Source organism: Sinomicrobium soli (assembly GCF_003285545.1).
In the GTDB taxonomy this organism is placed as follows: domain Bacteria; phylum Bacteroidota; class Bacteroidia; order Flavobacteriales; family Flavobacteriaceae; genus Sinomicrobium.
This window is the reverse complement of sequence record NZ_QLNV01000001.1, coordinates 342,051-369,012: the sequence shown is the minus strand read 5'-3', so window position 1 is coordinate 369,012 and position 26,962 is coordinate 342,051. Positions and strand designations below refer to the sequence as shown.

General features: G+C 47.3%; 17 protein-coding genes, 3 tRNA genes and 1 pseudogene. 18 read left to right on the top strand and 3 right to left on the bottom strand.

Annotation, left to right across the window (positions count from 1 at the left end):
• Nucleotides 1-4 precede the first annotated feature (4 nt).
• From DN748_RS01565 to DN748_RS01540, 6 genes are all read left to right on the top strand, one after another.
• Nucleotides 5-544, top strand: a complete 540-nt coding sequence (locus DN748_RS01565) for a helix-turn-helix domain-containing protein (RefSeq protein WP_236636746.1) — start codon at nucleotides 5-7, stop codon at nucleotides 542-544.
• Between the two features lie 97 nt (nucleotides 545-641).
• Nucleotides 642-866 carry a hypothetical protein gene (locus DN748_RS01560; RefSeq protein WP_112369992.1) on the top strand — a complete coding sequence of 75 codons (225 nt, stop codon included), beginning with the start codon at nucleotides 642-644 and terminating at the stop codon, nucleotides 864-866.
• A 305-nt stretch (nucleotides 867-1,171) separates the two neighbouring features.
• Nucleotides 1,172-1,513 (top strand): cupin domain-containing protein, encoded by a 342-nt coding sequence (locus tag DN748_RS01555; protein WP_112369991.1) that lies wholly within the window; start codon nucleotides 1,172-1,174, stop codon nucleotides 1,511-1,513.
• Nucleotides 1,514-1,539: 26 nt separating this feature from the next.
• Nucleotides 1,540-1,722, top strand: coding sequence for a hypothetical protein (locus tag DN748_RS01550; RefSeq protein ID WP_112369990.1), 183 nt, complete (start codon nucleotides 1,540-1,542; stop codon nucleotides 1,720-1,722).
• Between the two features lie 598 nt (nucleotides 1,723-2,320).
• On the top strand, nucleotides 2,321-3,421 hold the full coding sequence (locus tag DN748_RS01545; protein ID WP_236636745.1) for a fatty acid desaturase family protein: 1,101 nt from the start codon (nucleotides 2,321-2,323) through the stop codon (nucleotides 3,419-3,421).
• A 275-nt stretch (nucleotides 3,422-3,696) separates the two neighbouring features.
• The gene (locus tag DN748_RS01540) at nucleotides 3,697-4,563 is read left to right on the top strand and encodes a sigma-70 family RNA polymerase sigma factor (RefSeq protein WP_112369989.1); all 867 of its coding nucleotides are present in this window, start codon (nucleotides 3,697-3,699) and stop codon (nucleotides 4,561-4,563) included.
• A gap of 357 nt (nucleotides 4,564-4,920) precedes the next feature.
• Here DN748_RS01540 and DN748_RS19295 read toward each other — a convergent pair.
• Together DN748_RS19295 and DN748_RS01520 are read right to left on the bottom strand one after the other, a co-directional pair.
• A pseudogene (locus DN748_RS19295) lies at nucleotides 4,921-6,177 on the bottom strand (outer membrane beta-barrel family protein).
• Nucleotides 6,178-6,459: 282 nt separating this feature from the next.
• Nucleotides 6,460-7,287, bottom strand: coding sequence for a TonB-dependent receptor (locus DN748_RS01520; RefSeq protein WP_161554441.1), 828 nt, complete (start codon nucleotides 7,285-7,287; stop codon nucleotides 6,460-6,462).
• Between the two features lie 372 nt (nucleotides 7,288-7,659).
• Here DN748_RS01520 and DN748_RS01515 point away from each other — a divergent pair, with 372 nt between their 5' ends.
• The 8 genes from DN748_RS01515 (at nucleotide 7,660) to DN748_RS01480 (ending at nucleotide 23,591) form a co-directional block, all read left to right on the top strand.
• On the top strand, nucleotides 7,660-8,193 hold the full coding sequence (locus tag DN748_RS01515) for an RNA polymerase sigma factor (protein ID WP_161554440.1): 534 nt from the start codon (nucleotides 7,660-7,662) through the stop codon (nucleotides 8,191-8,193).
• Nucleotides 8,194-8,685: 492 nt separating this feature from the next.
• Nucleotides 8,686-9,840 (top strand): FecR family protein, encoded by a 1,155-nt coding sequence (locus tag DN748_RS01510; protein WP_146746540.1) that lies wholly within the window; start codon nucleotides 8,686-8,688, stop codon nucleotides 9,838-9,840.
• A 218-nt stretch (nucleotides 9,841-10,058) separates the two neighbouring features.
• Nucleotides 10,059-13,517 (top strand): TonB-dependent receptor, encoded by a 3,459-nt coding sequence (locus tag DN748_RS01505; RefSeq protein WP_112369983.1) that lies wholly within the window; start codon nucleotides 10,059-10,061, stop codon nucleotides 13,515-13,517.
• 11 nt (nucleotides 13,518-13,528) lie between these two features.
• Entirely contained in the window at nucleotides 13,529-14,863 is a 1,335-nt protein-coding gene (locus tag DN748_RS01500; RefSeq protein ID WP_112369982.1) for a RagB/SusD family nutrient uptake outer membrane protein, read from the top strand.
• Nucleotides 14,864-14,900: 37 nt separating this feature from the next.
• Entirely contained in the window at nucleotides 14,901-17,732 is a 2,832-nt protein-coding gene (locus DN748_RS01495; protein ID WP_112369981.1) for a M16 family metallopeptidase, read from the top strand.
• A 387-nt stretch (nucleotides 17,733-18,119) separates the two neighbouring features.
• Entirely contained in the window at nucleotides 18,120-19,175 is a 1,056-nt protein-coding gene (locus tag DN748_RS01490; protein WP_112369980.1) for an efflux RND transporter periplasmic adaptor subunit, read from the top strand.
• A 24-nt stretch (nucleotides 19,176-19,199) separates the two neighbouring features.
• Nucleotides 19,200-22,271, top strand: coding sequence for an efflux RND transporter permease subunit (locus DN748_RS01485; protein WP_112369979.1), 3,072 nt, complete (start codon nucleotides 19,200-19,202; stop codon nucleotides 22,269-22,271).
• A gap of 12 nt (nucleotides 22,272-22,283) precedes the next feature.
• The gene (locus tag DN748_RS01480) at nucleotides 22,284-23,591 is read left to right on the top strand and encodes a TolC family protein (RefSeq protein WP_201741390.1); all 1,308 of its coding nucleotides are present in this window, start codon (nucleotides 22,284-22,286) and stop codon (nucleotides 23,589-23,591) included.
• A gap of 3 nt (nucleotides 23,592-23,594) precedes the next feature.
• Here DN748_RS01480 and DN748_RS01475 read toward each other — a convergent pair whose 3' ends face one another.
• Complete coding sequence (locus DN748_RS01475) at nucleotides 23,595-24,419, bottom strand: thymidylate synthase (RefSeq protein ID WP_112369977.1); 825 nt, start codon at nucleotides 24,417-24,419, stop codon at nucleotides 23,595-23,597.
• Nucleotides 24,420-24,633: 214 nt separating this feature from the next.
• Between DN748_RS01475 and rseP the strand changes: the two genes are divergently transcribed.
• The 4 genes from rseP (at nucleotide 24,634) to DN748_RS01455 (ending at nucleotide 26,684) form a co-directional block, all read left to right on the top strand.
• Complete coding sequence (rseP, locus tag DN748_RS01470) at nucleotides 24,634-25,989, top strand: RIP metalloprotease RseP (protein WP_112369976.1); 1,356 nt, start codon at nucleotides 24,634-24,636, stop codon at nucleotides 25,987-25,989.
• 242 nt (nucleotides 25,990-26,231) lie between these two features.
• Nucleotides 26,232-26,305 (top strand) — tRNA-Asn (locus DN748_RS01465).
• 157 nt (nucleotides 26,306-26,462) lie between these two features.
• A tRNA-Asn gene (locus tag DN748_RS01460) sits at nucleotides 26,463-26,536 on the top strand.
• A 76-nt stretch (nucleotides 26,537-26,612) separates the two neighbouring features.
• Nucleotides 26,613-26,684 (top strand) — tRNA-Arg (locus tag DN748_RS01455).
• Nucleotides 26,685-26,962: the final 278 nt, after the last annotated feature.

The window sequence follows — 26,962 nt, the reverse complement described above, 5'->3', positions numbered from 1 at the left end:
ATACATGGTAAGTTTAAGATGTAAACTCCTTGTTAAACAGGAGCTGGAAAAACTCAGGCTACACCATATCAGTATTGAACTTGGCATGGTTGAAATAAAAGAGGAGATCACCGAAGAGCAAAAACAGGAACTAAAATCAAACTTGGCCGCATCGGGCCTGGAATTGCTGGATGACAAAAAAAGTATTCTGGTCGACAAAATAAAAAGTGTTATTATAGAAATGATACACTATGCCGAAGAAGTCCCCAAAGGAAATTATTCTGATTACATTAGTGAAAAACTCGGGTATAATTACATTTATTTATCCAATCTGTTTTCAGAGGTCAAAGGCATTACCATACAGCATTTTATCATTAAGCACAAAATAGAAAAAGCAAAAGAACTTATACTTTACGACGAATTAAACCTTACTGAAATCTCGTATAGACTACATTACAGTAGTGTTGCCCACCTGTCTAACCAATTCAAGAAAATAACCGGCCATTCTCCCTCATTTTATAAAAAGCTGGGGAAAAAAAGAAAGGATACCCTGGAAAACCTGTGATATATGTAACTTTCTGTTTTAGTTGTGTAACGTATTACATTGTATTAGTGTCATCTTTGTATTAGTACAATGAAGTACACATTAAAATTACAGTATCATGGAAAACAGGAATAAACAAGCAAGTGAACTTTTTAAAGTTCAAGGTGATTGGGGAAAACAATCCAAGGCCTTACAAGAAAAATACCCGAGTCTTACCAGCGAAGATGTAAAGTTTGAAGCCGGTAAAGAGGCGGATTTGTTCAAAAGACTTGAAACCCGGTTGGAAAAAAACCGCAATGAAGTTATTGGTATCTTAAAAACAACCCATCAGGCTTGTTCTTAATAGTACCAGAGTCAGTTAAATCTGATTCACAAGAAAAGAGCAGTTATTGAGGAAACTGCTCTTTTCTTGTTTCCCGAAACTGTAATAATATAGGCAGTTCTGTAACACAAACCATGTTATTTACCTTAATTTTTCCTAAAAGATATATTAACAGTTTAACAAGTAAAATCGTGTCAAAAGAAAAAAGACAAACAAAAAAACAGTAAGATCTCGGCCTTGAAAACAGCAAAAGAAAAAAACAGGCCAAGGCGGAGAAAAAAAGCTAAAAAGTACGAATAGCCACATGCAACAAAAAGTACAAGGCCATGGAAAATCCAGAATTCAAAAAATCAATTGCTTTCAGAATTAAGGACAAGTTGAATTATATATCAAACACCATAGTCACAAAATATATTCTGAATGAAAAGACCGGAAATATCATGGCCATGGCCATAGACTATGGTAAAGTTTATATTCCCAAGACAACTCCTTTTTCAACATTCGTACAGGTTATTGAAGGAGAAGCCGAAGTTGTTATTAATGAACAATCGACCTATTTACAAAATGGCGATTGTATGATTATTCCCGGGAGCACTCCTCACACCATAGAAGCCAATCGAAGGTTTAAAATGCTTTCGGTCATTCTAAAAAGTGGTTATGATGAATAGAAGTATAATCCAAAGACAAAAACGCCATGAATAATTTATTTAAAACAGGAGATATAGTCTGCGCCAAAATAAATCCAACGCTCCCCCTGGTAGTCAGGGTTTTTGCAAGAGGGGTTTACTATTGCGATGTAAAAAACCATCCTGAAGAAAAAGAACAGGTTTATTTCGAAAGGGAAATAAAGGTTTTCAGCGAATCACAGACTTTATAAACGACAGTATCCGAAAAACCTCATGAGACAACTCATGCCGCTCCGTAATACAAGATATTTTTAAGGTTTTAAATTAACCTGAGTTCTATATAAGAATAATCGTCACGGTGAACCCTTCGGCTTTAGTTTATCCTGAGCGAAGTCAAAGGGCTCAGGGCAGGCTCAAGCTGTTTATGACAGGGTTCGCAAAGATGCTTTTCGAATTAGGGTTTGGACTATTGCCATATATCGAACTGACGTTAAATTAGGAATCGCAAAAAATTATGCTTACCTTGTGTCCCATATAAAATATAGTTCTGCAGGTCTTCATTTTCAGCGTTTTATGCTCTTTTATTGAATGCTTCTCTCTTCTGTATTTTACATAGCGATAGTGCACTAAACATTTACAAGCTGAATTTAAAAGATCCCGGCCCCGGGGCAGGGGATGTTTTCTTATGTCTTCATAGGAATTCAGGATGAAACAAATATTGATTTCCCTACTTTTTCCCGGACTTTCCGTCTTTTCCCAGCGACAGGGCTAAAAAAGTTTTTGTTCCGTCTTCCGGTTAATGACAACAACAGGCTACAAAAAAGGCTGACGGCTTAAAAATACCATATTATGAATACCTTGAAATTTTCAGCAAACAAACGTTCGGACTTCTCCAGGACATTGAGAAAGAGAGTAAACGCTTACTTTAAAACCCACAACATCAGCAAGCATGCCAACAAAAGCATGGTTAGCAAAACAGCGGTTATGCTTTTTACTTTCTTTGCTCCCCTGGTCCTTATAAACACCGGTATCATTCATCATGTATTTCTGCTCTTTGTCCTGTACGTTATCAGCGGATTGGGCATGGCAGGGATAGGAATGGGCGTTATGCACGATGCCATTCACGGTTCTTACTCCAGGCACCGGAAAGTAAACAAGTACCTGGGTTATACCATGAATCTCATAGGCGCCAATGCCACGGTGTGGAAAATACAGCACAATATGTTACACCATACCTATACCAACATTCAGCAGGCGGACGATGACATCAATGTTCCGTTTTTCCTGCGGTTCTCACCGCATGCCAAGAAGCATTGGCTCCACAGGTTTCAGCATGTCTACGTATGGTTCTTTTACAGCATCTCTACCCTGATGTGGATCACTGCCAAAGATTTTGTAAGGCTTATCCGGTATAAGAACATGGGGTTGCTGAACCGGGAACAGAAATATAAAAAAGAATTATTTAAACTGATTGGGTGGAAACTGCTTTATTATTCCTATGCGCTGGTCCTGCCGCTTATCATGGTTCCCCTGTCGCCCTGGATCGTTATACTGGCCTTTTTGTGTATGCACGTGGTCACCGGCCTGTGGATAAGCAGTATTTTCCAGGTGGCCCATATTATGCCCGCCAACGAATATCCGCTGGCCGACAAGGACGGCGTTATAGAAAACGACTGGTTTCTCCATCAGCTGGAAACGACCAGTAATTTTTCGCCCCGAAGCCGGTTCTTCTCCTGGCTCATAGGAGGCCTGAACTACCAGGTAGAGCATCATCTACTGCCTAATATATGCCATGTTCACTACAGGAAAATATCTCATATCGTTGCGAAAACGGCACATGAATACGGCCTTCCGTACCACATAAAAAAGACTTTTGCCTCAGCCATTGCTGATCACGTAAGAATGCTCCGGCGGTTGGGAAAAACAGAAATGACGATGGTATCGTCCTGACCTGTTTGTTTACCTCTTTCAAACTCCTGACAGAAATATTCTTTTAGGTTACAGTGAGCAAATCATACCTTTAATCGTTTTAAGAAAATCCACCTTTTAAAGTAGAAGTACAAAACTTAGCATTCCTACTTTGCAAGATCTTCTACATAAATCTCCATAAAACAATAATTTCGGATGTAGGCGGCTGAAAAAGCAGAAACTGAAAAAAGTTACGCCAGGGTGGTCTTTTTATTCCCCTATAATTATTTTATTCTTCACCATGCTAAAAACTATATATGAGACAGTTAAAAATACCTCGTCAAATCACTAACAGAAAAGGCACTACTTTAGACAAATACCTGCTGGATATTTCTAAAATTGCCTTGATAACCAGTGATGAGGAAATAGAACTGGCCGAAAAAATCAGGCTTGGAGATCAGGATGCCTTAAAAACGATGGTCAATGCCAATCTAAGATTTGTGGTCTCCGTGGCCAAACAATACCAATACCAGGGATTGCCTCTTTCCGACCTTATAAATGAAGGGAACCTGGGTTTGATTAAAGCAGCCGGACGATTTGATCCTACAAGAGGTTTTAAGTTTATTTCATACGCGGTATGGTGGATCCGGCAGGCCATAATACAGGCTGTTAGTGAAAACTCCAGAATGGTGAGACTCCCTTTGAACAAAATAGGGATGATAGGTAAAATAAATCAGGCTGTTATTTTCCTGGAGCAGACTTTTGAGCGAAAACCTTCCCCGGAGGAGATATCTGATTTCCTGGAAGTTTCTCTCTCCGAAATTGAAACCTGCCTTCTAAACTCCCGAAGAAACCTCTCTCTGGATTCCCCGTTAAAAAACGATGAAGACCAGGGAAATAGCTTGTATACTGTAATAGAGGCTGTCGATTCTCCCGTTCCGGACGATAATCTGTTGAACATGTCACTCAGGACTGATATTGCCAATCTTCTCAATGTCCTTTCAGTAAGAGAAAAAGAAATCATGATAAAGTTCTACGGGCTTCAGGGTAATAGTCCTAAAAGATTGGAAGACATCGCCACATCCATGGACCTGACACGGGAAAGAGTGCGGCAAATAAAGGGGAATGCCTTGCAACAACTAAAGGCATCCCGTATATCATCTTCCTTACTGAAGTACCTGTGAAGATGGAAGAACCACAATAAAAACAGGTCTCTTTATGGAAATGGAAAATCTTCATTCCAGAAGGGCTTGTAGAATTAATTTCCGTTCGTTATATCGTAGTATTTGAATCATCCGGATATCCTGGAGAAAGTACATGAAGACAACCACGAGCTTACTGAGAAGATCCCGGAAGAAAGGGATCTTTCTGAAATTGTCGATTATAAGACGAGCAAAAAGGTTCTGTTGCAAAATATTGCCCGGGACTGTCTCATAGCATCCCCGACTTGCTGTCGGGAAGAGTCACTGTTTCGAACCTGGTAGCCCCACATTTTTTCAGCCTCCTTTCCGGGAGGCTTTTTTATTGGTTTCAGGAAGGGGTTAAAACCTGCTTCCGTCTACATGGCTCGCTTTCTTGTTCTTTTTGCTGATCTTGCTTCCCGAGGCAAACCGGTAGGAAATATTCAGGGATACTGAGGGTCTCTGTATGGTGTTCCTGCTCGTATAAGTCGTGCTTCCGATAGTATAGCTGTTTTCTTTCCGGTTGCCTGTACCGAAGATGTCGTGTACCTGTGCGATGACCTGGAGCTGGTCTGACAGGAATTTCTTGGTGACGGATGCCGATGCATATACCCTGATAAAATCATTGGGCACCCCGTAACTGCTGGAATCTCCGTTATTTAAAGAGGTATTTAACCGGATGATAAGATCGTTCCGCAAGATCAGGTTGTTGTTTGCTCCCAGTGAAAAAGTGCTGAACTGCGTGTTGACCCTTTTTCCGCTGACTTTTACAAAACTGAGATCGGAAGACATATTGACGCGCCACCACGGCCTGAGGTTGATATTGGAATTAAAATTTGCCCGGTGTATCCACCGGTTTCCGATATTCGTTTAGGAGATGATATTGGTTTCGTCTTCCATAGTTTCGGCGACCTCGATAACATCGGTGTAATAGTTGGAACTCCAGGTGAGGAAATACCTGTTTTTGAGTGTGACCCCCAGGCTGATAAGATGAAAGATGCTTTGTTCCAGGTCGGGGTTCCCGCGGCGCAGGGTATTGGAATTGACATAATTTTCAAAGGGATTGAGCTGCATATAGGGCGGAAGGGAGTACCCTTTTCGGTACGACAGGTTTATATTGCTGGTCTGACGCTTATCGATCATGTATTTGACCGATGCTACAGGCATGATATTAAAGAAGGAATTGACCTGTTGCTGCTGTTCCGTTTTCACATGGCTGCTGGTCCGGGTATGCTCCAGCCTTATCCCTGCCGAGTATTTCAACCGGCCGCCGCTGGAACTGATGGAGGCATAGCCGGCATACGTGTTTTCGCGGTAGTCAAAATCGGTGGAAAGTGCAGGATCTGTTTCGAATAACTGCATTGCGGGGTCAAAATGTTCGAAAGTGTTCATGTTGTGGAGAAATACGTGGTCAAATTTGACGCCCATCTCGTAATTATACTGGTCCAGGTCTCCGAATTTTGTACTGTAATCGGTCCGGGCACTCACATAAAAATGCTCTTCGTTCCTTTCGTTTCTGCTGGTGTTCCGCGTACCGGAGTCCTGCCCCGGTTCTGTCGTTTCCCCGGTATACCGATCGTTATCGTCTGTTTGTCCCCTGCCATAGCTCCCGGCGATATCGAGGCGTGTTTTGTTTTTCTCGATATCGTAGCGATAACCCAGGTCGATACCGTAAGCACTGTTCCCGGAGCGGAAGAAGTTTTTATCGGTATACGTTTTTTCCGGCTGGCCGTATAAGGACTGTTCGCTTTTAAAATCGACATCGCGTTCCGCATTACGCTGTTCCCAATGGACATTCAGCAGGATGGAACTCTTTTCGTCTATGGTGTAATCCGTGCCCAGTTGATAGCTGAACCGGTCCGATTCTGAATGTTCGGCCCCGGTCTCGCGGAACGATAGCTATTGTTCGGAATCGTGCCGGAAGGTGTACGTCTCCCGTTTTCTCCGGAAAATGGAATAGGGCATGGAGAAGAAGGAAAAAGTGAATTTTCCCCTTTTATAGTCCAGCCCGATACCGGGAGAAACCCCCAGGTTGGCATTGTTTACCCTGGTGGATACGGTTCCGGAAATCCCGTCGTCCCGCTCCCGCTTTAGCGTGATGTCGATCACCTTTTTCACATGTCCGCTGTATCTGGCCGAGGGATTATTGATCAGTTCGATCGTTTTCAGCTGGTCCCCGCTTATACTTTCGAGGAAAGTTTTCAGGAGGTCACCTGTCAGCCGCCGGGGCTTGCCGTCTATGGTAACCATTGCCGGAACACCATTCAGGGAGATATTCCCGTTTTCGGAGATGCTTACTCCCGGAAGGAGCTCCAGGATATCTGTGGTGGAGATCTTTTTAAACAGCGAATCGTTTTGCGGACTTACCACCATTCCGGTGGCATTGTGTTTTATTTTTCGCTGTATCTCATGCCGTACCACAACTTCGTCGAGTACTTCTGCCTTTTCCTTGAGCACAAAAGGGGGAAGCCTGGTCTTTTCAAGGATCTCTATCTCTTTCGTACTGGTGAAATAGCCTGTGCTGCTGACCTCGACCATATATGTTCCGGGAAGTATTTCAAGCGAGAAAAAGCCTTCCTCCCCATCGGCCATGGTGCCGGAACTTTCGCCGGTATCCAGGTCCCGGAACACTATGGCTGCATAAGGGACGGCTTTGTTTTCTTCATTGACGATGTACCCTGAAACCTCAACCCTTGCAGCCTCCTTTTGCCCGGCGGTACCCGGCAAAATCCGGGCATTTGCGCAAAAAAGGGATAAACAGCAGAAAACGGAGAGGTGTTTGATAGTCATTTGATGGGTCTAAGAATAATTTAAACGGTATGCTTTGGTTATTGAGCGCTGCCCGAATGACTCATCAACCTGATAATTTATCACCACCGGATTTATTAAAATCATTGATATTAAGTATTTTAGGGGGTAATTTGCATAAAACGGGTGTTCACAAAACTATTAATAAACAACGTCATTTTACAAAAAAAATATTCGGATATTGAAAGTGAAACTGTTTTGTTGTATCCTTATGGCGTGAAAAACAAGTCGAAATTCACAATTTGATGGTACGAAGGATTGATGTACTTTTAACATAAAAAATACATTTTATTGAAAGGGAAGGAAAAAATATTGAGATCTGTTTTTCAGGAGCATTTTAAGGATCTGTGCCGGTTTTCGTATAGTTATGTGCTGGATGTGGACGAGGCCAAGGATATTGTACAGGAAGTTTTTCTGACATTGCTGGAAAAGAACGATATATCGCATGTAAAGGACATCGATGCCTATGTGCGGCAAAGCGTTTATCACGAGAGCCTTAAAAGCAGGAAAAGGAAAGGGAAGTTGAGAAGCCTGACGGATGAAATCGAGACTGTTGCGGCTCAGGAGAAGACGGGTGAACATGAGATAATAGCCCGGGAAGAGGCGTATATGCTGGTAAACGAGATCAGTAAATTGCCGGAGGGATACCGGAAAGCCTTCGAATTATGTGTGGTTCACGGCCTGAAATATTCCGAAGCAGCGGAAGGCCTCGGCGTATCGGTCAATACCATAAAGACCCAGGTAAAAAAGGCATATAAGATATTGCGGCAATCCCTGGTACATATTCCGCTGCTCCTGTTTGCGGTGCCGGGGCTGTTTTTCTGAGATGTTGTTGAAGTTTCTTCAGCTTCGCTTTGGCATTGACTTTGAACTCATCTTGGGTTGTTTCATTTAGGCTAACCTGCCCTTGCGCCAGCTGGCTCGTTCGCTAAAACAGCCCACTGGGCTGTTTCGTAACGCTCCGCCCTGTGCCCAGATGAAGGCTTTTTTGAGCCACATAGCCATAGCTATGGGGAGAGAAAAAGACAAAATATGGGTGCAAAAGAGGGTTTTGCAGCAAATTATAATAACTCAAGACGAGTTCTTTTTATAAAATTCCGTTTTTTTTCAAACCCCGATCACCCTGTTTTTATTTTTTGTGCTCTTATAGTTAAAGCAAGGCCCGGAAAGCAAAAGATATTATGAAAAGAACACAGGTTTTGCTAATAATAAATAACCTACACTAAATTACATTGATTGAGAAAATCATGTAAGCGCGCAGCGGTTAATCTGTGCAATATTTTGCACGTTTTAGCCGGTGTCAAAAAAACCAAACACGTGGACATAGAAGATATCATTATTAAAAGGCTGAATACGGCATTGAGCCCTGAAGAAGAAAAAGAATTCAAAACATGGTTGGATGGGCCTCCTGAAAATGCCGCACTATACAGGAAGCTTGAGCAAATAAGGCTTCAGGGGCAGGACCTGGAAAGGATAAGGGAACTGGATGTCGATAGTATCTGGGAAGACCTGGTAAAACGGTCGAAGCAGGGAAGAGCGCCGTGGCGAAGAAAGCGGCATCCCGTATTTATGTGGAGTGCAGCGGCTGCCCTGGTGGGAGTTTGTATGGCACTGACCGTGTTATACCGTCCTTTCTCCAATAGGGAGGCCGACGTACCGGGTAATACCGTAAAGATTACCCTGGATAAAGGGAAACTCGAACTTATGACAAAGGGGGAGGCAAAACACCTGAAAAATAAAGAGGGCACTATCGTTGCAGTTCAGCACGGGGATACCCTGGATTACGGGCAGCATGCCGCTGCCGGAAGGGAAGCTTCCATGAGTACCATAGAAGTTCCTTACGGGCAGACTTTTACCCTTAAACTGGCCGACGGTACATATGTTACCCTGAATTCGGGAAGCTCCATGACGTATCCCGACAGTTTTGGCAAAGGGGAAACACGTAGTGTGGTACTCCGGGGTGAAGCCTATTTCAAGGTGGCAAGAGATGAGCAACATCCTTTTGTGATCTCGGCAGAGGGTGTGGGGGTAGAGGTGCTGGGTACATCCTTTAACCTGTCTTCCTATACCGGTGACAGGGAGGTCGCGGTGGTCCTTACGGAAGGTTCCGTAAAAATGTACGATGAAGAAAATGCCGGACCGGGCCGGGAAGTTATACTCAAACCGGGACAAAGGGGGGCTTTTAACAGGGAACGCAAAGCGCTGAGTGTAGAAGAGGCTGATGTGCGGGAACATACTGCCTGGCTCGAAGGGAGGCTGGTCCTGACGAACACGGCTTTCCCCGAGATCATCCGGAAATTACAGCGTACCTATAATGTGGAGATCATCAACCGGTATCCCGAATTGGAGGACGAGGTGTTTACCGCAAGCTTTGATGTGGAATCCATAGAGGAGATCCTTGCCATTTTTGCCGAAGACACTCCTTTTAAATTTGAAAAGAAAAATGGAAAAATCATGATTACGGCACCGTAGTAAACGGGCTGAACCTTCCGGATTGCGGGTTTACGGTGAGCAGGGTGACAGGTTGTTGCCAGGTTATGAAGAATTTGAATAACGCAACAGGATAATAACCAATAAACTGACAATTGAATGAAAAAAAAGAGATCAGGAAATGCTGCTGACATTCCCTGATCCTGATTTTAACGTTTAGCTAAATAATTCCACTCATTTTAACCAAACATTGTAAAAGTATGAAAAAAAAACAAAGTTGGTACAGGGAGAAGCACGCCCTGTTCGGAGGGTCTGTCCGGAAAATATGGACCGTACTGTTAATCTCTTCTTTTCTTTCCTTACACGCCAACTCTTATCCGCAAAAGGCCAGGATAACCCTGGATGTACACGATATGTCCCTGGAAAATATCCTGAAAGAAATAGAGTCGAAAACGGAGTTCAAGTTTATTTATAACGTCGGTAAGATCGATACCGGAAGGAAGGTCAGTATCAAGGCTGATAACCGGCCCGTATCCTATATCCTGGACCAGATACTGGAAGGCACGGGTATCGGCTATGTACTTAGGGATAAACTGATCCTTCTCAGACCTGAGGAAACCGGGAATGCCGAAAACCGGGACCGGAATTCGGAGGTACAGGGCCAGGTTCGCGGAACGGTGACCGACGAACAGGGAATTCCCCTGCCCGGTGTTACCGTACTCATACAGGGAAGCACCCGGGGGACCACCACGGATATCGACGGGAATTACAGCATCAATGTTTCTGCGGAAGCTACCCTGCAATTTTCCTATATCGGGTTTGAAACCCTTGAGGAGGAAGTCGCAAACCGCACGGTGGTGGATATACGGATGGAGACGTCTGTAGAGGAGATCGAAGAGGTTGTCATCATCGGTTACGGGGAGGTCAAAAAGGAAAATATCACCGGTTCTGTCGGGGTGGTCGATATGGAGAGCTTTCACAACCAGGCGCCGGCCATTAATGTAGACCAGGGGTTACAAGGGCTTGTAGCCGGGGTGAACGTCAGCTCTCCCAACGGCCAGCCCGGATCGGCCTCCAAAATAAGGATCAGGGGGACGACTTCCCTTTTCGGGTCTAACCAGCCCCTCTTTGTGATCGACGGCATACCCGTGGTGGCCGAGAGCAATATTCCCATTGGGGGGTCTGAAGGGCAGTCGCTCGGACAGGAACTGGACAACCAGGGGCTGAGTACTCCCGTAGGTAATATAAACCCCAACGATATAGAGTCCATCTCCGTCCTGAAGGATGCTTCGGCAGCAGCAATTTACGGTTCGAGAGCGGCCAACGGGGTAATCATTATCAATACCAAGCAGGGATCGCGGAACAGCGATGTGAATTTTGAGTTCGACCTGTCCTCTTCCATACAGGAGCTACCGGGACTGGATGTATTCAATGCCACCCAGTTTAAGGAGGCCTGGACTACTGCCGTAGAAAACAGTTCCCGGACCGATGCTTTTGCCAATGCGGTTAGGGACGGCAGCTATTTCGGTGACGCCGATACCAACTGGGAAGATATCATGGACCCGGGTAACAGAATTACCACCACGGCGAATTTCAGTGCTCGCGGAGGAACTTCCGCAACACGGTATTCCGCTTCCCTATCGGCCCTGGATGAAAAAGCGGGATTTAAAGGCTCGGAACGGAAGCGTTACACCATAAATCTTAACCTGAACACTAACGCTACCAGGACCTGGAATTTCGGGACCCGGATACAGGCGACATATGCGGAACAATTTGCTACGGATGCAGGTTTGTATGATCGTATATTCCGTTTCAGACCGGACCTTCCGGTACGTGATGAAGACGGGAATTATACGTTTTCGCCATACTATAACCTCGAAAGCCCGGCTGCGCTTTCGGAAGCGAATAATGCCAATAATACGTTTTTGTTCTTAGGAACATTTTTTACCGGTCTTGAACTGATGGAAGGGCTTAAGGCGGAAACGCGTTTATCGGTGAATTACAATAGCGGGATACAAAAAAGCTTTTACCCTGCATTTACCTTTAGAGGAGGCTGGAGCCGCCTGCAGGGAACTGGAGAAGGATATGCCCAGGACAGCCGGAGCCAGTCTGCCGTAACACAGTGGCAGACCACCCTGACCTATTTCAGGCAGTGGGATGAACTTCACCATGTTGATGCGGTATTGGGGACTACCTTTGAAAACGTTAATAAATCGTATAACAAGGCATTCGGAGAAGGGTTTAGCAATGGTATACTCGACAATGTGAGCAGTGCGACCTTAGGTAACGGGGGGCTTTCTACCAGTGAAGGTTCCGGGCTGGCCTCGTATTTCGGCAGGTTGTATTACGATTATGATTCGCGCTACCTGGCAACCCTGGTGGGTAGGGTAGACGGCTCCTCCAAATTCGCCAAAGAGAACAAATATGCCTTCTTCCCGGCAGTAGCTGTGGCCTGGCGGGCTTCCGAGGAAGAATTTCTCCGGGGAAATAAAACACTGAATAACCTGAAATTCAAGGCGAGTATCGGAAAAACAGGGCAACAGGATCTTGGGGCATACCAATGGAGGACGCTTTATGAGACCTATCAGTACGGAGGTGAAAGTGCCGTTATACTGACACAACTCGGGAACGACCGCCTGAAATGGGAAACCACCGACCAGCTGGATTTCGGACTTGAGTTCGGGCTCTTTGACAACCGGATCTCCGGGGAATTCGGCTATTACCGCAAGGATACCTATGATGCCATTTTTCCCGTTATTCCTCCTGTTAGCACAGGTATCGTCACGGTGTTGGCTAATGCCGGGGAAACCCGGAATACCGGGCTGGAACTCCTGCTCCATGCAGACCTTATACGATCTAAGGATTTCTCCTGGAATATACGTGTAAATGCGACCAGGAACAAAAATGTTCTGGTAAGCGTAGGAGATGATTACAAAGATGAGAATGGTATTGTATCCGGTATTCCGAATAATGGAGGTCAGCTCAAGGAAGGGAGCGCCATAGGGTTGATTTATGGGTATGAAGCCGAGGGGATATTTCAGGACCAGGCAGCCATTGATGCCCTTAATGCAGCTGCTCCTGACGGGGTGTATCAACATGCTGAAACCGCCCCCGGCGACCTTCGTTTTAAGGATATTACCGGCCCGGACGGGGTGCCGGATGGGAAGATTACTGTCCTGGACCAGACGATTATCGGGGATGCGCAACCCGATGTGTTCGGGGGCTTTGCCTCTACCTTCCGGTATAAGCAGCTTAGCCTGTCGGCCCAGTTCAGCTATTCTATAGGGAATGATCTCTTCTGGTATGCACAAGCCCAGGATGTCAATTTCTTTAATACATTCAGTGGGGAAAATAAACTTGTGGATGCCTTAAACGGATGGACCCCTGAAAACCCTACACGTCAACCGCGTGCCATTTATGGAGATCCTAACAATAACCGGCGGATCTCAAGTCACTACGTGCACGATGCTTCTTATCTGCGGCTGAATACGCTGAACCTGAGGTATGATATGCCAAAGCGTATTTTACAGAAACTGGACTTTATCGACGGTATCGCAGTATATGGAGTAGCACAGAACCTCTTTACCATTACCGGTTATCCCGGAGCCAATCCGCAGGGAGGGACTCTTTTTAACAACGATATATCGGGAGCCGGAAGGGACACGAACAGGTATCCCATACCGAGTATTTACAGCCTTGGAATCAATATTAAATTTTAAAGAGAATAGCGATGATAAAAAAACCGATATATAGTTTACTGTTCCTGTTGACGATCTCGTGCAACCTGGTGGATTCCATCGACCAGGACCCGCCGGACAACCTCGTGCCTTCTAATGTGGTTACCGATGAAGATGATGCCAGGGCCCTGCTCAACGGGGCCTATGCCCAGATAGTGGCATATCCTTTGGCTCACTATTATATGCATTCCGAACTTATCCCTTCGGCCATGATAGGTACCATGAACAATATAGGCGATGCCCAGTTTGTGAATAATGACCTGACCATGGAGAACACAAACGTGAGGAATTTTTGGAGGGCGATCTACACGGTAATGGACATGGCCAATAACAGTATTACACTTACCGCAGAATTACCTTCGGAGGAGATCTCGGAAGAAACCCGTATGGAGATTATAGGGGAAGCCCATTTTCTGAGGGCTATGACCACCTTCGACCTGTTGCGGTATTACGGACAGTTTTACGATACTTCGAGTGAGCTCGGTGTGGTTTTGCGAACAGCACCTGTAAACTTTGTAACCCGCGACAAGGAGAGAAGCAGCGTTATGGAATGTTATACCCAGATACTGTCTGACCTGGATTTTGCTGTGGAGAACGCTCCTGATTTTACGGTAAATTACAGGGCTTCCAAACTTACGGCAATGGCCCTGAAGGCAAAGGTGTTGCTCTTTATGGGCGAATATGCCGAAGCTGCCGATATGGCCGACAGGGTGATCAATTCCGGGGCTGTACAGCTGGAAGGCAGTTTTGCCGATGTCTTTGACAAGGGGCTCAGCTCCACCGAGCTTATCTTCCAGACTTACAGGGATGCCAATTCTGACCTGGACCAGAACAACCGCAAACGTTTTTACTCCGGAAGGACCGGGGATACCTGGTTTCCCGAACTCATGGAAGGAGATCCGCGACAACCGCTCACCTATTCGGGGCAAACCATCCTCAAGGTGAATAATGCCGCCACATTCAGGCCTACCTATTTTTTAAGGCTTGCCGAGATGTACCTTATCAAGGCCGAAGGCCTGGCGAGAAGCGGGGCAACGGTAGAAGAGGCCCGGGTGCCGCTAAACGAGATAAGGAACAGGGTAGAGACAGGAGACTCCGAAGCGGAGACCATGGATGAACTGATGGACGATATTTTTGAAGAGATCGTCCGGGAGCTGGCCTTTGAGAACGGCAGTGAATGGTTTGCCGCCATACGCTTTGACAAGGCCATGGAACTGAAACCTTCCATTACCAGTACCGATCAGTATATACTGCCCATACCGCTTACAGAGATCGAGGGAAACAAACTGATAGGATACGAGGATCAGAATCCCGGTTATAATTTCTAAAAACAAAACCTGAATATTCAATTTAAAAAAAATCTAAATGAGATCCATACGCATAGTATTTTTATTGCTGTTGTTCGCAGGGCTGACAGGCATTGCAAATGCACAACGGAACAACGACATTACCAACCCCGGGAAGGAGCTTCCGTTCGACCCTTCCGTAAAAACGGGAAAACTCGAAAACGGGCTTACCTATTACATCAAAAAGAATACCAGGGCGGAGAACAGGGCAGAACTGAGACTGGTGGTCAATGCCGGTTCGCTCCTGGAAGATGACGACCAGCAGGGGCTGGCGCATTTTGTGGAACACATGGCGTTTAACGGGACCCGGAATTTTGAAAAGAACAAGCTTATCGATTACCTTCAGAGTGTAGGGGTGGAATTCGGGGCAGATCTCAATGCCCATACCGGTTTCGACGAAACGGTATACAAGCTTTCGGTGCCTACCGATAAAGAGGATGTTTTTAACACCAGCCTGCAGGTGCTTAGAGACTGGGCCGACGGGATTACGTTTACCGGTGAAGAGATTGACAATGAAAGAGGAGTGATCGCCGAAGAACTGAGGGCCAGAAGCGGGGCCGGTATGCGGATGTATTACCAGTCTGTTCCCGTGCTCACCAACCATTCGAGGTATGCAGACCGCCTGCCTATCGGTACTTTGGATGTGATACTCCACTCCGAATACGATGCCATGAGGAGGTATTACAGGGATTGGTACCGTCCGGATCTGCAGGCCCTGGTACTGGTGGGTGATTTTGACGTAGAAGAGATCGAGGCAAAAATCAGGAAGGAATTCGGTAGTATGAAAGCTCCTGAAAACCCGAGGGAGCGAAAGGTTTACCAAATACCGGAAAACAAAAAGCCATTGGCTGCGGTGATCACCGACAAGGAAACCAACGACACCCGGATTTCCATCTATTACAAAAGAGAGGGCGAAGATGTCCGGACATACGAGGATTACAAGGCGTCGATGTTGCGCACCATGTATTCCGGGATGCTGCGCCAGCGACTGGACGAAGTTGCACAAAGCGGGGACGCCCCCTTTATAAAAGCGGTAGCCGGTATCGGGCTGTTTTTGGGTAATATGGACAGTTACTCGCTCAGGGCCGACCTGAAGGATGCCAGGATAAGCGATGGTATCCGCGCGCTGGTTGCCGAAAGTGAGCGGGCAAAAAGGTTCGGTTTTACTCCGGAAGAGCTGGAGAGGTATAAATCGCAGATGCTTGCCAATGCCGATTTTTACAAGAAAGAGGCCGATAAAATTCCGAGTCGTATTTATGTGGAAAGGCTGATAGATCATTTTACTTTTGAAGACCCGGTGGTCAGTGAAGATTTCAGGTATGATTTTTATGAGAAAACCCTTCCGGGTATCTCCGTGGATGAGGTCAATGCCATAGCCGAACAATGGATAACCCCTTCCAATATTGCCATAGTGCTGACTGCCCCGGAAAAGATCCGGGACAGGCTTCCTTCCGAAAAAGAGCTGATCGGCCTGGTCAGCGATTCGGGAAAAATGGAACTGGAACCCTATAAGGATGATGTTGCCGGCCTGGAACTGATGAAAAACAGGCCGTCTCCCGGTATCCTGGAAAGTAGGACCTACAATAAGACTGTAGATGTCACTACGTGGAAATACAAAAACGGGGTTACCGTTATGGCAAAACCTACCACCTTCCAGAACGACATTATTGCCATGAACGGGTTCCGCCCCGGTGGAAGTTCTGTGGCCGCAGACAGTATTTATGTTTCTGCCAGGGAGGCTGGAAAAATTATCCTGGAAAGCGGATTGAACGGTTTGTCGAACACACAGTTGCAAAAACTGAATATGGGTAAAAACGTAAGTGTAACGCCTTATCTCAATTATTACGATGAACTTTTCCGGGCACAGAGTAATACCGCCGAACTGGAGAGAATGTTCCAGATGGTACACCTTTATTTTACCGCACCCCATAAGGATGAAGACAGTTTCGGGGCGTATAAGGAAAGAGTTAAATCGATGTACGAAGGAGCGGAAGATAACCCGGGAACTTATTTTGAAGAGGTGATCTCCAGGACCATGCTGAACAATCATTTAAGAGCTGTTCCCCTGACACCGGAGCAGATAGAAAAGGATCTCGACCTGGACACGGCATACGAATTCTACAGGGAGCGTTTCTCCAATGCCAACGGATTTACCTTTATTTTTGCCGGTAATTTCGATCCGGATACCATAGCCTCGCTCTCCGAACAATACCTGGCAAGCCTTCCTTCGGATACTGCTGTACAGAGCAACTGGAAAGATATCGGGCAACGGAGAGTAAAGGGAAGAATATCAAAGGTGGTCAAAAAAGGCGTAGAAAACAAAAGCGAAGTGGATATGCGCTTTACGGGTACGCTGGAATACACCCCTGAAAAGGCCAGGGACCTGAACCTGCTGGCCAAAGTACTCAAGATACGCCTGACCGAAGAGCTGCGGGAAAAGATGTCGGGGGTATATGGCGTCAGGGTAAGCGGTTTTACGACCGACAGGCCGTATGGCTGGTACAGAATGCAGGTGCGCTTTACCTGTGCTCCTGAAAATGTGGAGAAGCTGAAGGCGAGGGTGCTGGAAGAGATAGACGCGATTAAAGAACATGGTGTTTCTGCCGAAAATGTAAACAAGATCAAGAAAGCGGAAATTTCTCATATGGAAGTATCATTGAAAAACGATAGTTTCTGGATCTCACGGCTTAAGAGGGCCTATGAATACGGACTTGAAATGGACGGGTTTCTGAATTACGAAGAAGAACTCGAAAAGCTGGACTCCGACTATTTCAGGGAAAATGCAAAAAAGTATTTTAATGATGAGAACTATGCCGAGTTTATCCTTGTTCCCGAAAAGTATGAGCAGTAAAACTGTCTTGGGGATGGTAGAATATTGAGTTAATCGGGTTATTCAGACAGTACTCAATAACCCAATAACCTGTTAACCCAATAACTGTAAAAACAACAGGCTTCCGGAATTCCGGGGGCCTGTTGTTTTTGTTTGAGTGCCAGGAACATGTATTTCTCCTATTGATTAAAAATCGGCAGGTCTCCTAATTCCTGTTAAAAAAGAATATACAACGGTGTTTTTAACACTTTTTTCTTAAAAAAATGTGAATGTATGTAAATTTAAAACAGGATTAAACCTTTATAGGATTATAATGTCTTATAATTGCAGAGTCCAAAGGGTGAAAACCTTAATATGGGCAACACCGTAATATCCTAATCATTATAAAATACTAACCTAATCTGCAGTATGAAAATACGTATGATGGTCTATGGCCTGTTGATTCTGGGGCTTGTAGCCCTTATTGTATACAGGGTCAGTGAAAATAAGGAAGCGACTGCGTTTGTGGGGGGGAAGGAAAAAGGGCCCCTCCCGATTTCCGGTATGATCGTAAAACCGGAGAAATTTGAGAACCGCTTGTCGCTTTCGGGGTCGCTGGAGGCCAATGAACTGGTGGACATTCGCAGCGAGGTATCGGGAGTGGTCAGGGAGATCTATTTCCGGGAAGGCTCGCGGGTGTCGGAAGGGCAGGTGCTCTTTAAGGTAGACGATATCGAGCTGACCGCTCAGCTTTCGAAGGCGGAGACGGCAAAGAAACTCGCTGCCGAAAATGAACGCAGGGCGAAACTGCTGCTCGAAAAACAGGGGATAAGCCAGGAAGAATACGATATGGCCAGCGCCGATTACGAATCGGCCAGTGCCGAGGCAGAGCTTATCTCGGCACAGCGGTACAAGACTTCTGTTCGCGCACCCTTTTCCGGAACTATCGGTTTGCGCAATATTTCGAAAGGAACGTATGTGACCCCTTCTACTACAGTGGCCAGGCTGGTGAATACCGACCAGCTGAAACTCACGTTCTCCATTCCTGAAAAATATGTGTCCCGGATGAAGGTCAACAGTGAATTCACATTTACGACTACCGACACGGGAAGATCATTTACCGCCAGGGTGTATGCCATAGAACCTGAAGTGGATGTAACTACCCGTACCCTCAAAATGAGGGCGGTGGCAGACAACAGTGAAGGGCAATTATACCCGGGGATGTTCGTGAACGTGAAATTCCCGCTCGAAGTGGTGCCCGATGCTCTTATGGTACCTTCGGAGGCCCTGATCCCGATACAGAACGGGAAAGAGGTTTTTGTGGTAAGAAAGGGTAAGGCACAGGCCGTACAGGTGGAAACCGGGGCGCGTACCAGCAGTGATGTAAGGGTGCTTTCCGGACTGCAGCCGGGAGATACCATTCTGACCTACGGGATCATGGCCCTGGAGAACGGGGCGGCAGTAGACGTGGTGCTCGATCATTAAAAAATACTTCTTTAGCTCTTCCAGATGAATTTATCTACCATAAGTATAAAACGACCGGTGCTGGCCCTGGTGATGAATATTTTGATCATCCTTTTCGGGGTGCTGGGGTATATGTATCTCGGGATAAGGGAGTTTCCCTCCATCGACCCGGCACAGGTTTCCGTACAGACCTCCTATGCAGGGGCCAATGCGGAGATTATAGAATCGCAGATTACCGAACCGCTTGAAAAATCGATTAACTCTATCGATGGTATCCGGAATATTACTTCCACAAGTACCCAGGGCAAAAGCCGTATCAGTATAGAATTTAACCTGGACAAAAACCTGGAGGAAGCGGCCAATGATGTCAGGGACAAGGTATCCCAGGCCGTGCGGAACCTTCCCGAGGATATCGATGCCCCCCCGGTAGTGGTCAAGGCCGATGCCGATGCCGAGCGTATTATTTCCATGACCGTTCAGAGCGATGTGAAAAATATCCTGGAGCTCTCAGACTATGCCGAGAATGTTATTGCACAGCGGGTACAGACCATTCCCGGAGTGAGCAGCGTACAGATCTGGGGGCAGCGAAAATATGCCATGCGCCTGTGGATCGATCCGCTGAAACTCTCTGCTTACGGGGTTACGGTGGGCGATGTCAGAAATGCGCTCCTGGCGCAGAATGTGGAACTGCCCTCAGGAAAACTTACCGGCGATAATACGGAACTCACGGTGCGGACTATAGGTAATCTTGCCACGGAAGAAGAGTTCGACAACATCATTATCCGGGCCGACGGCAACAGGATAGTCCGTTTCAGCGATGTGGGAAAGGCAGCTCTCGAAGGAGAGAATATGGAAACCAAGATGAGCGATTCGGGGCAGCCCATGGTGGCGGTGGCCATTATTCCGCAGCCGGGGACCAACTACCTGGAAATTGCCGATGCCTTCTACAAGGAGTACGACAGGTTGCTCAGTGACCTTCCGGAAGGGTTTAAGCTCAATGTGGTAATCGATGATACGGTATATGTAAAACGGGCCGTGGAGGAAGTGGCCGAGACCCTGCTGATCTCCATTGTACTGGTGATACTGGTCATCTTCCTGTTTTTCAGGAACTGGTCTATGGCCCTGAGGCCCCTGCTGGATATCCCGGTGTCCCTTATCGGTACGTTTTTTATTATGTGGCTGTTAGGATATTCGGTAAACGTCCTGACCTTGCTGGCCATTGTACTGGCCACCGGGCTGGTGGTAGACGACGGTATTGTGGTAACGGAGAATATCTATAAGAAGGTGGAGGAAGGGCTGAGCCCGATAGAGGCGGCGATAAAAGGGGCCAAAGAGATCTTTTTTGCCGTGATCTCCATTTCCGTGACCCTGGCAGCAGTGTTTCTCCCGGTCATTTTCCTGGAAGGTTTTGTGGGAAGGCTGTTCCGTGAGTTCGGGGTAGTGCTGGGAGCGGCGGTGCTTATTTCGGCCTTTGTTTCCCTGACGCTTACTCCCATGCTCAATGCGTACCTCATGAAACCCGGTAAACAGGGGCAGTCGCGTTTTTACAGGGCTACAGAGCCTTATTTTGTAATGATGAACAAGAGCTACGCCAGTGCCTTGCAGGGTTTTATGAAGCGAAAATGGCTGAGTTTTCCCGTTCTGGCGGCCTGTATAGGGCTTATAATGCTCTTTTATGTGATCCTGCCCAAGGAAACTGCCCCTTATGAGGACCGCAGTTTTGTAAAACTCAATGTGACAGCCCCTGAAGGAGCATCGTATGACTATATGGACCGGTATATGACGGCGATCACCAGACTGGTGAATGATTCTATCCCGGAGAAAAAGGTGAGCCTGATACTCACGTCTCCCGGGTTCGGGACTTCGGCCGTAAACAGCGGAAGGGCGAATATAGCCCTGGTGCCGCCGGAAGACCGGGAAAGAACCCAGGATGAGATCGCGACCGGCCTGGAGCGCTGGGCCAAAAAGTATGTAGGGGCGAAAACCAGTGTAACGCAAAGGCCTACCATTGCGGTAAACCGCAGGGGAGGACTGCCGGTGCAGTATATAATCCAGGCCCCCAACTTCGAAAAGCTGGAGGAAAAGATCCCGGAATTTATGCGGGAAGTGGAAAAGGACCCTGTCTTTTCCTATACCGATGTAGACCTCAAGTTTAACAAACCCGAGGTCTATGTAGATATCGACCGGCAGAAGGCGGAGAGCATGGGGGTCTCCGTTCGCGATGTGGCCGAAACCCTGCAGTTGTCACTCAGCGGACAGCGTTTCGGGTATTTCCTGATGAACGGCAAGCAGTACCAGGTGATCGGCCAGTTCGACCGGAAAGACAGGGTGGCCCCCGTAGACCTGGCCACCATTTTTGTCCGCAACAGGAATGGGCAGCTGATACAGCTGGACAATGTGGTCCGTATCACCGAACACAGCAGTCCGCCCCAGCTGTTTCATCACAACCGCTATCTCTCCGCTACCGTTTCGGCCGGCCTGGCGCCCGGAAAGACCATAGGTGATGGTATTGCGGCAATGGACCGGATCAGGGAAAAGGTGCTGGACGAATCATTTACCACCGATCTCGGGGGGGAATCCCGCGATTTTGTGGAGAGTGGTTCCAATACCTCCTATGCCTTCGGCCTGGCCCTGCTGCTGATATTCCTGATACTGGCAGCCCAGTTCGAAAGTTTTATAGATCCCTTTATTATCATCCTTACGGTACCCATGGCCGTGGCTGGGGCATTGTTTTCCCTGTGGCTGTTCGGGCAGACCTGGAATATATTCAGCCAGATCGGTACCATTATGCTGATAGGACTGGTGACCAAAAACGGGATACTGATCGTGGAGTTTGCCAATCAGCTCAGGGAAGAGGGAAGGTCTAAATCCGAAGCCATTATCGAGGCTGCGGAATCCCGGCTGAGGCCCATACTGATGACCAGCCTTACCATAGCCCTCGGGGCATTGCCCATTGCGCTTTCGCTCGGGGCCGCCTCTACCAGCCGTATCGGTATGGGAGTGGTAATTATCGGGGGGACCATGTTCTCGCTGGTGCTTACCCTGTTTGTAATACCGGCCATATATGCCTTGTGGTCCGGGAAAAAGAAACACCGCCCGGAACTCGATGCCGTATAAAAAAATAATGCCATGCAGAAAACTGTTTTATGTATATACGCAATATGCGGGATGCTGTTGTTACCGGCAGGCGCCCAGGAAGTGCTGACCCCGCAGGATGCGCTTACCATAGCCCTGGAGAATAATTACGATATCCGCCTTGCCGACAATGCTTATAAGGCCGACCAGCTGGGAGTGAGTGCCGGGATGGCGGGAATGCTGCCCGGGGTAGACCTGGTGCTCAATAAGAACAACAGCATACAGGACCTGGAACAGCTGCGTTCTGACGGTACCGAGCAATCGTCGTCCGATGCCAAAAACAACAACCTGACCTATGGGGTGGCCCTCGACTGGACCATTTTTGACGGATTGGCCATGTTTGCCCGCTACGACAAGCTGAAGGAGATGGAGAAATTAGGTGATGCCGAACTGAAAACGGCGGTACTGAACAATATCAGTGAGGTGCTTATTACCTATTACGACATCGTAAAACAGCAGCAACAGCTCACAGCGCTCGACAGTACCCTGGTGATCTCGGAACAAAGGGTGGAACTGGCCAATAACCGCTTTACCATAGGGAAGGCCTCTAAACTGGAACTGCTCAATGCCAGGGTGGATTTTAATGCCGACCAGACCCAGAAGCTGAAGCAGAAAGCCCTGTACAACACCACCAAGATAAGGCTGAACGAATTGTTGGGGCGCGACACGGCTACCGGGTTTGAGGTGGTCGGTGAGATCGAGGTAGACAAGGAGCTGTTCCTGCCCGAACTGGAACTGCTGGCCCGCGAACGCAATCCCGAACTGCTGGCCGAAGTGATCGGTAAACAGATCGCAGAGCTCGAACTCAGGGAGGTAAAAGCCATGAGGTATCCCTCGATAGTGGCTACGGCAGGGTATAATTTCAGTGAGTCGGAATCCAGCCTCGGGTTTACCCGTAACTCTTCGGCGCATGGCCTGAACTACGGTTTGGGGGTCCGGCTGAATGTTTTTGACGGCTTTAACCAGAACCGGAACGAAAAGATAGCGAAAATAGCCATAGACCAAAGCAAGCTGATGATTGAACAGAAGGAAAGAGCCCTGCTGGCACAGTTGGGAACGGCCTACCAGACCTATCAGACCAATCTCGGGCTCATACAGCTGGAATACCGCAATGAAACCATAGCCCGGGAAAACCTGGAGATCACCATGGAGAAGTACAGGATAGGTACCATACCCACCATAGAATTCCGGACGGCCCAGCTCAATTATATCAATGCACAACTGCGTCACAGTGAGGCCCGGTTACAGGCAAAGCTGTCGGAAATTGCCCTGAAAGCGATCTCCGGGAGCCTGTCTCTTTAATAACTATATGGCGACCGCACCCTTGATATGAGGATGGGGATCGTAACCGGTAAGGGTAAAATCCTCGAATGTGAAGTCAAAGATATTCTTTACCTCCGGGTTGAGGATCATCTGTGGTAATGGCCTGGGGCTTCTGCCCAGTTGCAGCATTACCTGTTCCGTATGGTTTTTATAGATGTGCACATCGCCGAAGGTGTGTATAAAGTCTCCTGCCTCATATCCGCAGGCCTGCGCCATCATCATGGTAAAAAGGGCATAGGAGGCGATGTTAAAGGGAACCCCCAGAAAGACATCGGCACTGCGCTGGTATAGCTGGCACGACAGTTTTCCGTCGGCCACATAAAACTGGAAGAAGGCATGACAGGGCGGCAGGGCGGCTTTCCCGTTGGCTACATTTTCGGAAAACGACACGGAGGTATCCGGCATTACGCCCGGGTTCCACGCCGATACGAGCATCCTGCGGCTGTCTGGGTTCTTTTTCAGGGTCGCGATGACTTCCGATATCTGGTCGATACCCTCGCCGTTCCAGTTGCGCCACTGCCGGCCGTATACCGGGCCGAGGTCGCCGTTTTCATCAGCCCATTCGTTCCATATCCTGACGCCGTTTTCCTGCAGGTATTTTATGTTGGTGTCTCCTTTCAGGAACCACAGCAATTCGTATATGATGGATTTCAGGTGCAGTTTTTTGGTGGTGACCAGGGGGAATCCCTCGCTGAGATCAAAACGCATCTGGTACCCGAAAACACTTCTGGTACCCGTTCCGGTACGGTCCTGCTTGTCCGTGCCGTTTTCCATGATATGCCGGAGGAGCCGGTGATATTGTTCCATAAAAACGGATGTGAAATTTTGAGGGTAAAGTTATGAAATAAATTAAGGAAATGATACCCGCGTGTTATGAGGAGAACAAAAGCAGGGTGTAGCCTCCTAAAACATTCTTAAAAGCATTGTGGTTGAAGAGATAAGTTTTATTAAATAAAACGAAAAGATTACTTTTGTGCGTTTCGGACAATATAATAATACAAGTTGCGACTAATAAAGTAAGATGGATATAGTTATCAAGTTGAGCCAATTTTTGTTAAGCCTTTCACTGCTGATCGTTCTGCACGAGTTCGGGCATTTTATTCCCGCAAGGCTGTTTGGGACCAGGGTGGAGAAGTTCTTCCTGTTTTTTGACGTAAAGTTTGCCCTGTTTAAAAAGAAGATAGGAGATACCGTTTACGGGATAGGATGGCTGCCCCTGGGAGGATACGTGAAGATATCCGGGATGATAGACGAAAGCATGGACAAGGAGCAGATGGAGCAACCGGCACAACCTTGGGAATTCAGGTCCAAACCGGCCTGGCAGCGACTGATCATCATGTTGGGCGGGGTTACGGTAAACTTTATCCTGGCCTTCCTGATCTATATCGGGATTGCCTATGCTTATGGCGACCGTTATATCAAAAACAGCGATATCAAAGACGGGATATGGGTCACCAACAGCGCTTCGCTCGAAGCCGGGTTCCGCACCGGGGACAAACTGGTTTCCATAGACGGAAAACCGGTGGAAAGTTTCTACGGTTCTATGGAAGCCTTGCTGTTAAGCAGGGAGGTTACGGTGGAACGGGACGGAAAGCTGCAGACCATAGACATGCCCGTGGATTTTATCGACCGCCTGATGAAGAGCAGGGAGGCCGGGGAGGGTACTTCCGTGATCGATGTACGTATTCCTTTTGTAATAATGGGTACGGAGGAAGACTCGCCCAATGCCGGTGTGCTGCAGGCAAGGGATATACTGGTGAGCCTTGACGGCCGGGAGACGAAGTATGCCGACCAGGTGATCGCACGGATAGGAGAGCTCAAAGGGCAGACCGTATCTGCGGTAGTGGAACGGGACGATAAAGAGGTACCCGTGGAGATCACGGTTTCGGATGCCGGGAAAATGGGCGTGTCCTATGCACCCGGACTCGGACTTTCGAATATCGAGAGGCTCGGGATATATGAGGTGAGCAGGGAGCAATACAGTTTTGTGGAATCCATACCTGAAGGACTGAAACGGGGAAAGGACAGGGTAGTGAGTTACGGCAAGCAGCTCAAGATGATCTTTAATCCCGAAACCGGGGCATACAAGGGGGTAGGTGGTTTTAAGGCCATCTTCGACCTCTTTCCGCAAACCTGGAGCTGGCAGGCTTTCTGGGAGATCACCGCCATCCTGTCTATCATGCTGGGAGTGCTCAACCTCCTGCCCATTCCCGCACTCGACGGGGGACATGTAATGTTCCTGTTATACGAAATGGTGTCCGGCAGAAAACCCAGTGACAAATTCATGGAATACGCCCAGATGGCCGGTTTCTTTATCCTGCTGGCCCTGGTATTGTTTGCCAACGGGAATGATATTTACCGGGCTCTGTTCAAGTAAAATTCCAGGGGAAAAATCTGTTTTTATTTGGTGTGAAAAATAAAAATAATATATATATTTGCACCCGCCTGAACAGGAGCATCCCGGAGTATCGGGGGTCCCGGGCGGGACGTTCTCAGGAAACGACATACTATTCCTCCTTAGCTCAGTTGGTTACCTGCCGGCAGGCAGGGAGCATCCCGACTTTTCGTCGGGAGGGTCCTTGGATCGGGCTAAGGGGGGGAGTAGGGAATAGAATAAATTCCTCCTTAGCTCAGTTGGTTAGAGCATCTGACTGTTAATCAGAGGGTCCTTGGTTCGAGCCCAAGAGGGGGAGCAAAAAGCTTTTTTAACGCAGGTTCTTTTAAGATTATGGAATACTATTTCTCCTTAGCTCAGTTGGTTACCTGCCTGCCGGCAGGCAGGGAGCATCCCGACTTTTCGTCGGGAGGGTCTTTGGATCGGGCTAAGCGGGAGTAGGGAATAGAATAAATTCCTCCTTAGCTCAGTTGGTTAGAGCATCTGACTGTTAATCAGAGGGTCCTTGGTTCGAGCCCAAGAGGGGGAGCAGAAGAAAAGCAACTACAGGTTGCTTTTTTGGTTTTAATGTTCCTTTATCGGTAATTTGCAGAGATAATGGAAAAGGCCTCGTAGTTCAACGGATAGAATAGAAGTTTCCTAAACTTTAGATCCAAGTTCGATTCTTGGCGAGGCTACGTAACAGGAAAAGGGATTAAAATGATCGCTTTTCCTGTTTTTATTTTGGGGTAATCCGTTGTTTGTCTGAAAAAAAATGAAATTCCGGAAATACACTTTTTATTCACCAAATAAGCCCCGGAATTCAAGACGGGTTCCAGGGGGGTACTCCTGCCTTGAGACTGAAAAGATAGAGTTTGGTCTCATACCTGTCCTGAAATTACTGCCCGGAACTCCGGTCTGATTTCCTTTTAACAGTGGTAAAATTTACAGTTTTCTGTAATTATTACGGTTTCTC

Bases quoted from the DNA above. Each gene is read 5' to 3' on its own strand.
- DN748_RS01495 (WP_112369981.1), top strand. From the start codon at position 14,901: ATGAGATCCATACGCATAGTATTTTTATTGCTGTTGTTCGCAGGGCTG.
- DN748_RS01550 (WP_112369990.1), top strand. From the start codon at position 1,540: ATGAATAATTTATTTAAAACAGGAGATATAGTCTGCGCCAAAATAAAT.
- DN748_RS01500 (WP_112369982.1), top strand. From the start codon at position 13,529: ATGATAAAAAAACCGATATATAGTTTACTGTTCCTGTTGACGATCTCG.
- DN748_RS01540 (WP_112369989.1), top strand. From the start codon at position 3,697: ATGAGACAGTTAAAAATACCTCGTCAAATCACTAACAGAAAAGGCACT.
- DN748_RS01475 (WP_112369977.1), bottom strand. From the start codon at position 24,419: ATGGAACAATATCACCGGCTCCTCCGGCATATCATGGAAAACGGCACG.
- DN748_RS01560 (WP_112369992.1), top strand. From the start codon at position 642: ATGGAAAACAGGAATAAACAAGCAAGTGAACTTTTTAAAGTTCAAGGT.
- DN748_RS01565 (WP_236636746.1), top strand. From the start codon at position 5: ATGGTAAGTTTAAGATGTAAACTCCTTGTTAAACAGGAGCTGGAAAAA.
- DN748_RS01480 (WP_201741390.1), top strand. From the start codon at position 22,284: ATGCAGAAAACTGTTTTATGTATATACGCAATATGCGGGATGCTGTTG.
- DN748_RS01545 (WP_236636745.1), top strand. From the start codon at position 2,321: ATGAATACCTTGAAATTTTCAGCAAACAAACGTTCGGACTTCTCCAGG.
- DN748_RS01555 (WP_112369991.1), top strand. From the start codon at position 1,172: ATGGAAAATCCAGAATTCAAAAAATCAATTGCTTTCAGAATTAAGGAC.
- DN748_RS01490 (WP_112369980.1), top strand. From the start codon at position 18,120: ATGAAAATACGTATGATGGTCTATGGCCTGTTGATTCTGGGGCTTGTA.
- DN748_RS01505 (WP_112369983.1), top strand. From the start codon at position 10,059: ATGAAAAAAAAACAAAGTTGGTACAGGGAGAAGCACGCCCTGTTCGGA.
- rseP (WP_112369976.1), top strand. From the start codon at position 24,634: ATGGATATAGTTATCAAGTTGAGCCAATTTTTGTTAAGCCTTTCACTG.
- DN748_RS01485 (WP_112369979.1), top strand. From the start codon at position 19,200: ATGAATTTATCTACCATAAGTATAAAACGACCGGTGCTGGCCCTGGTG.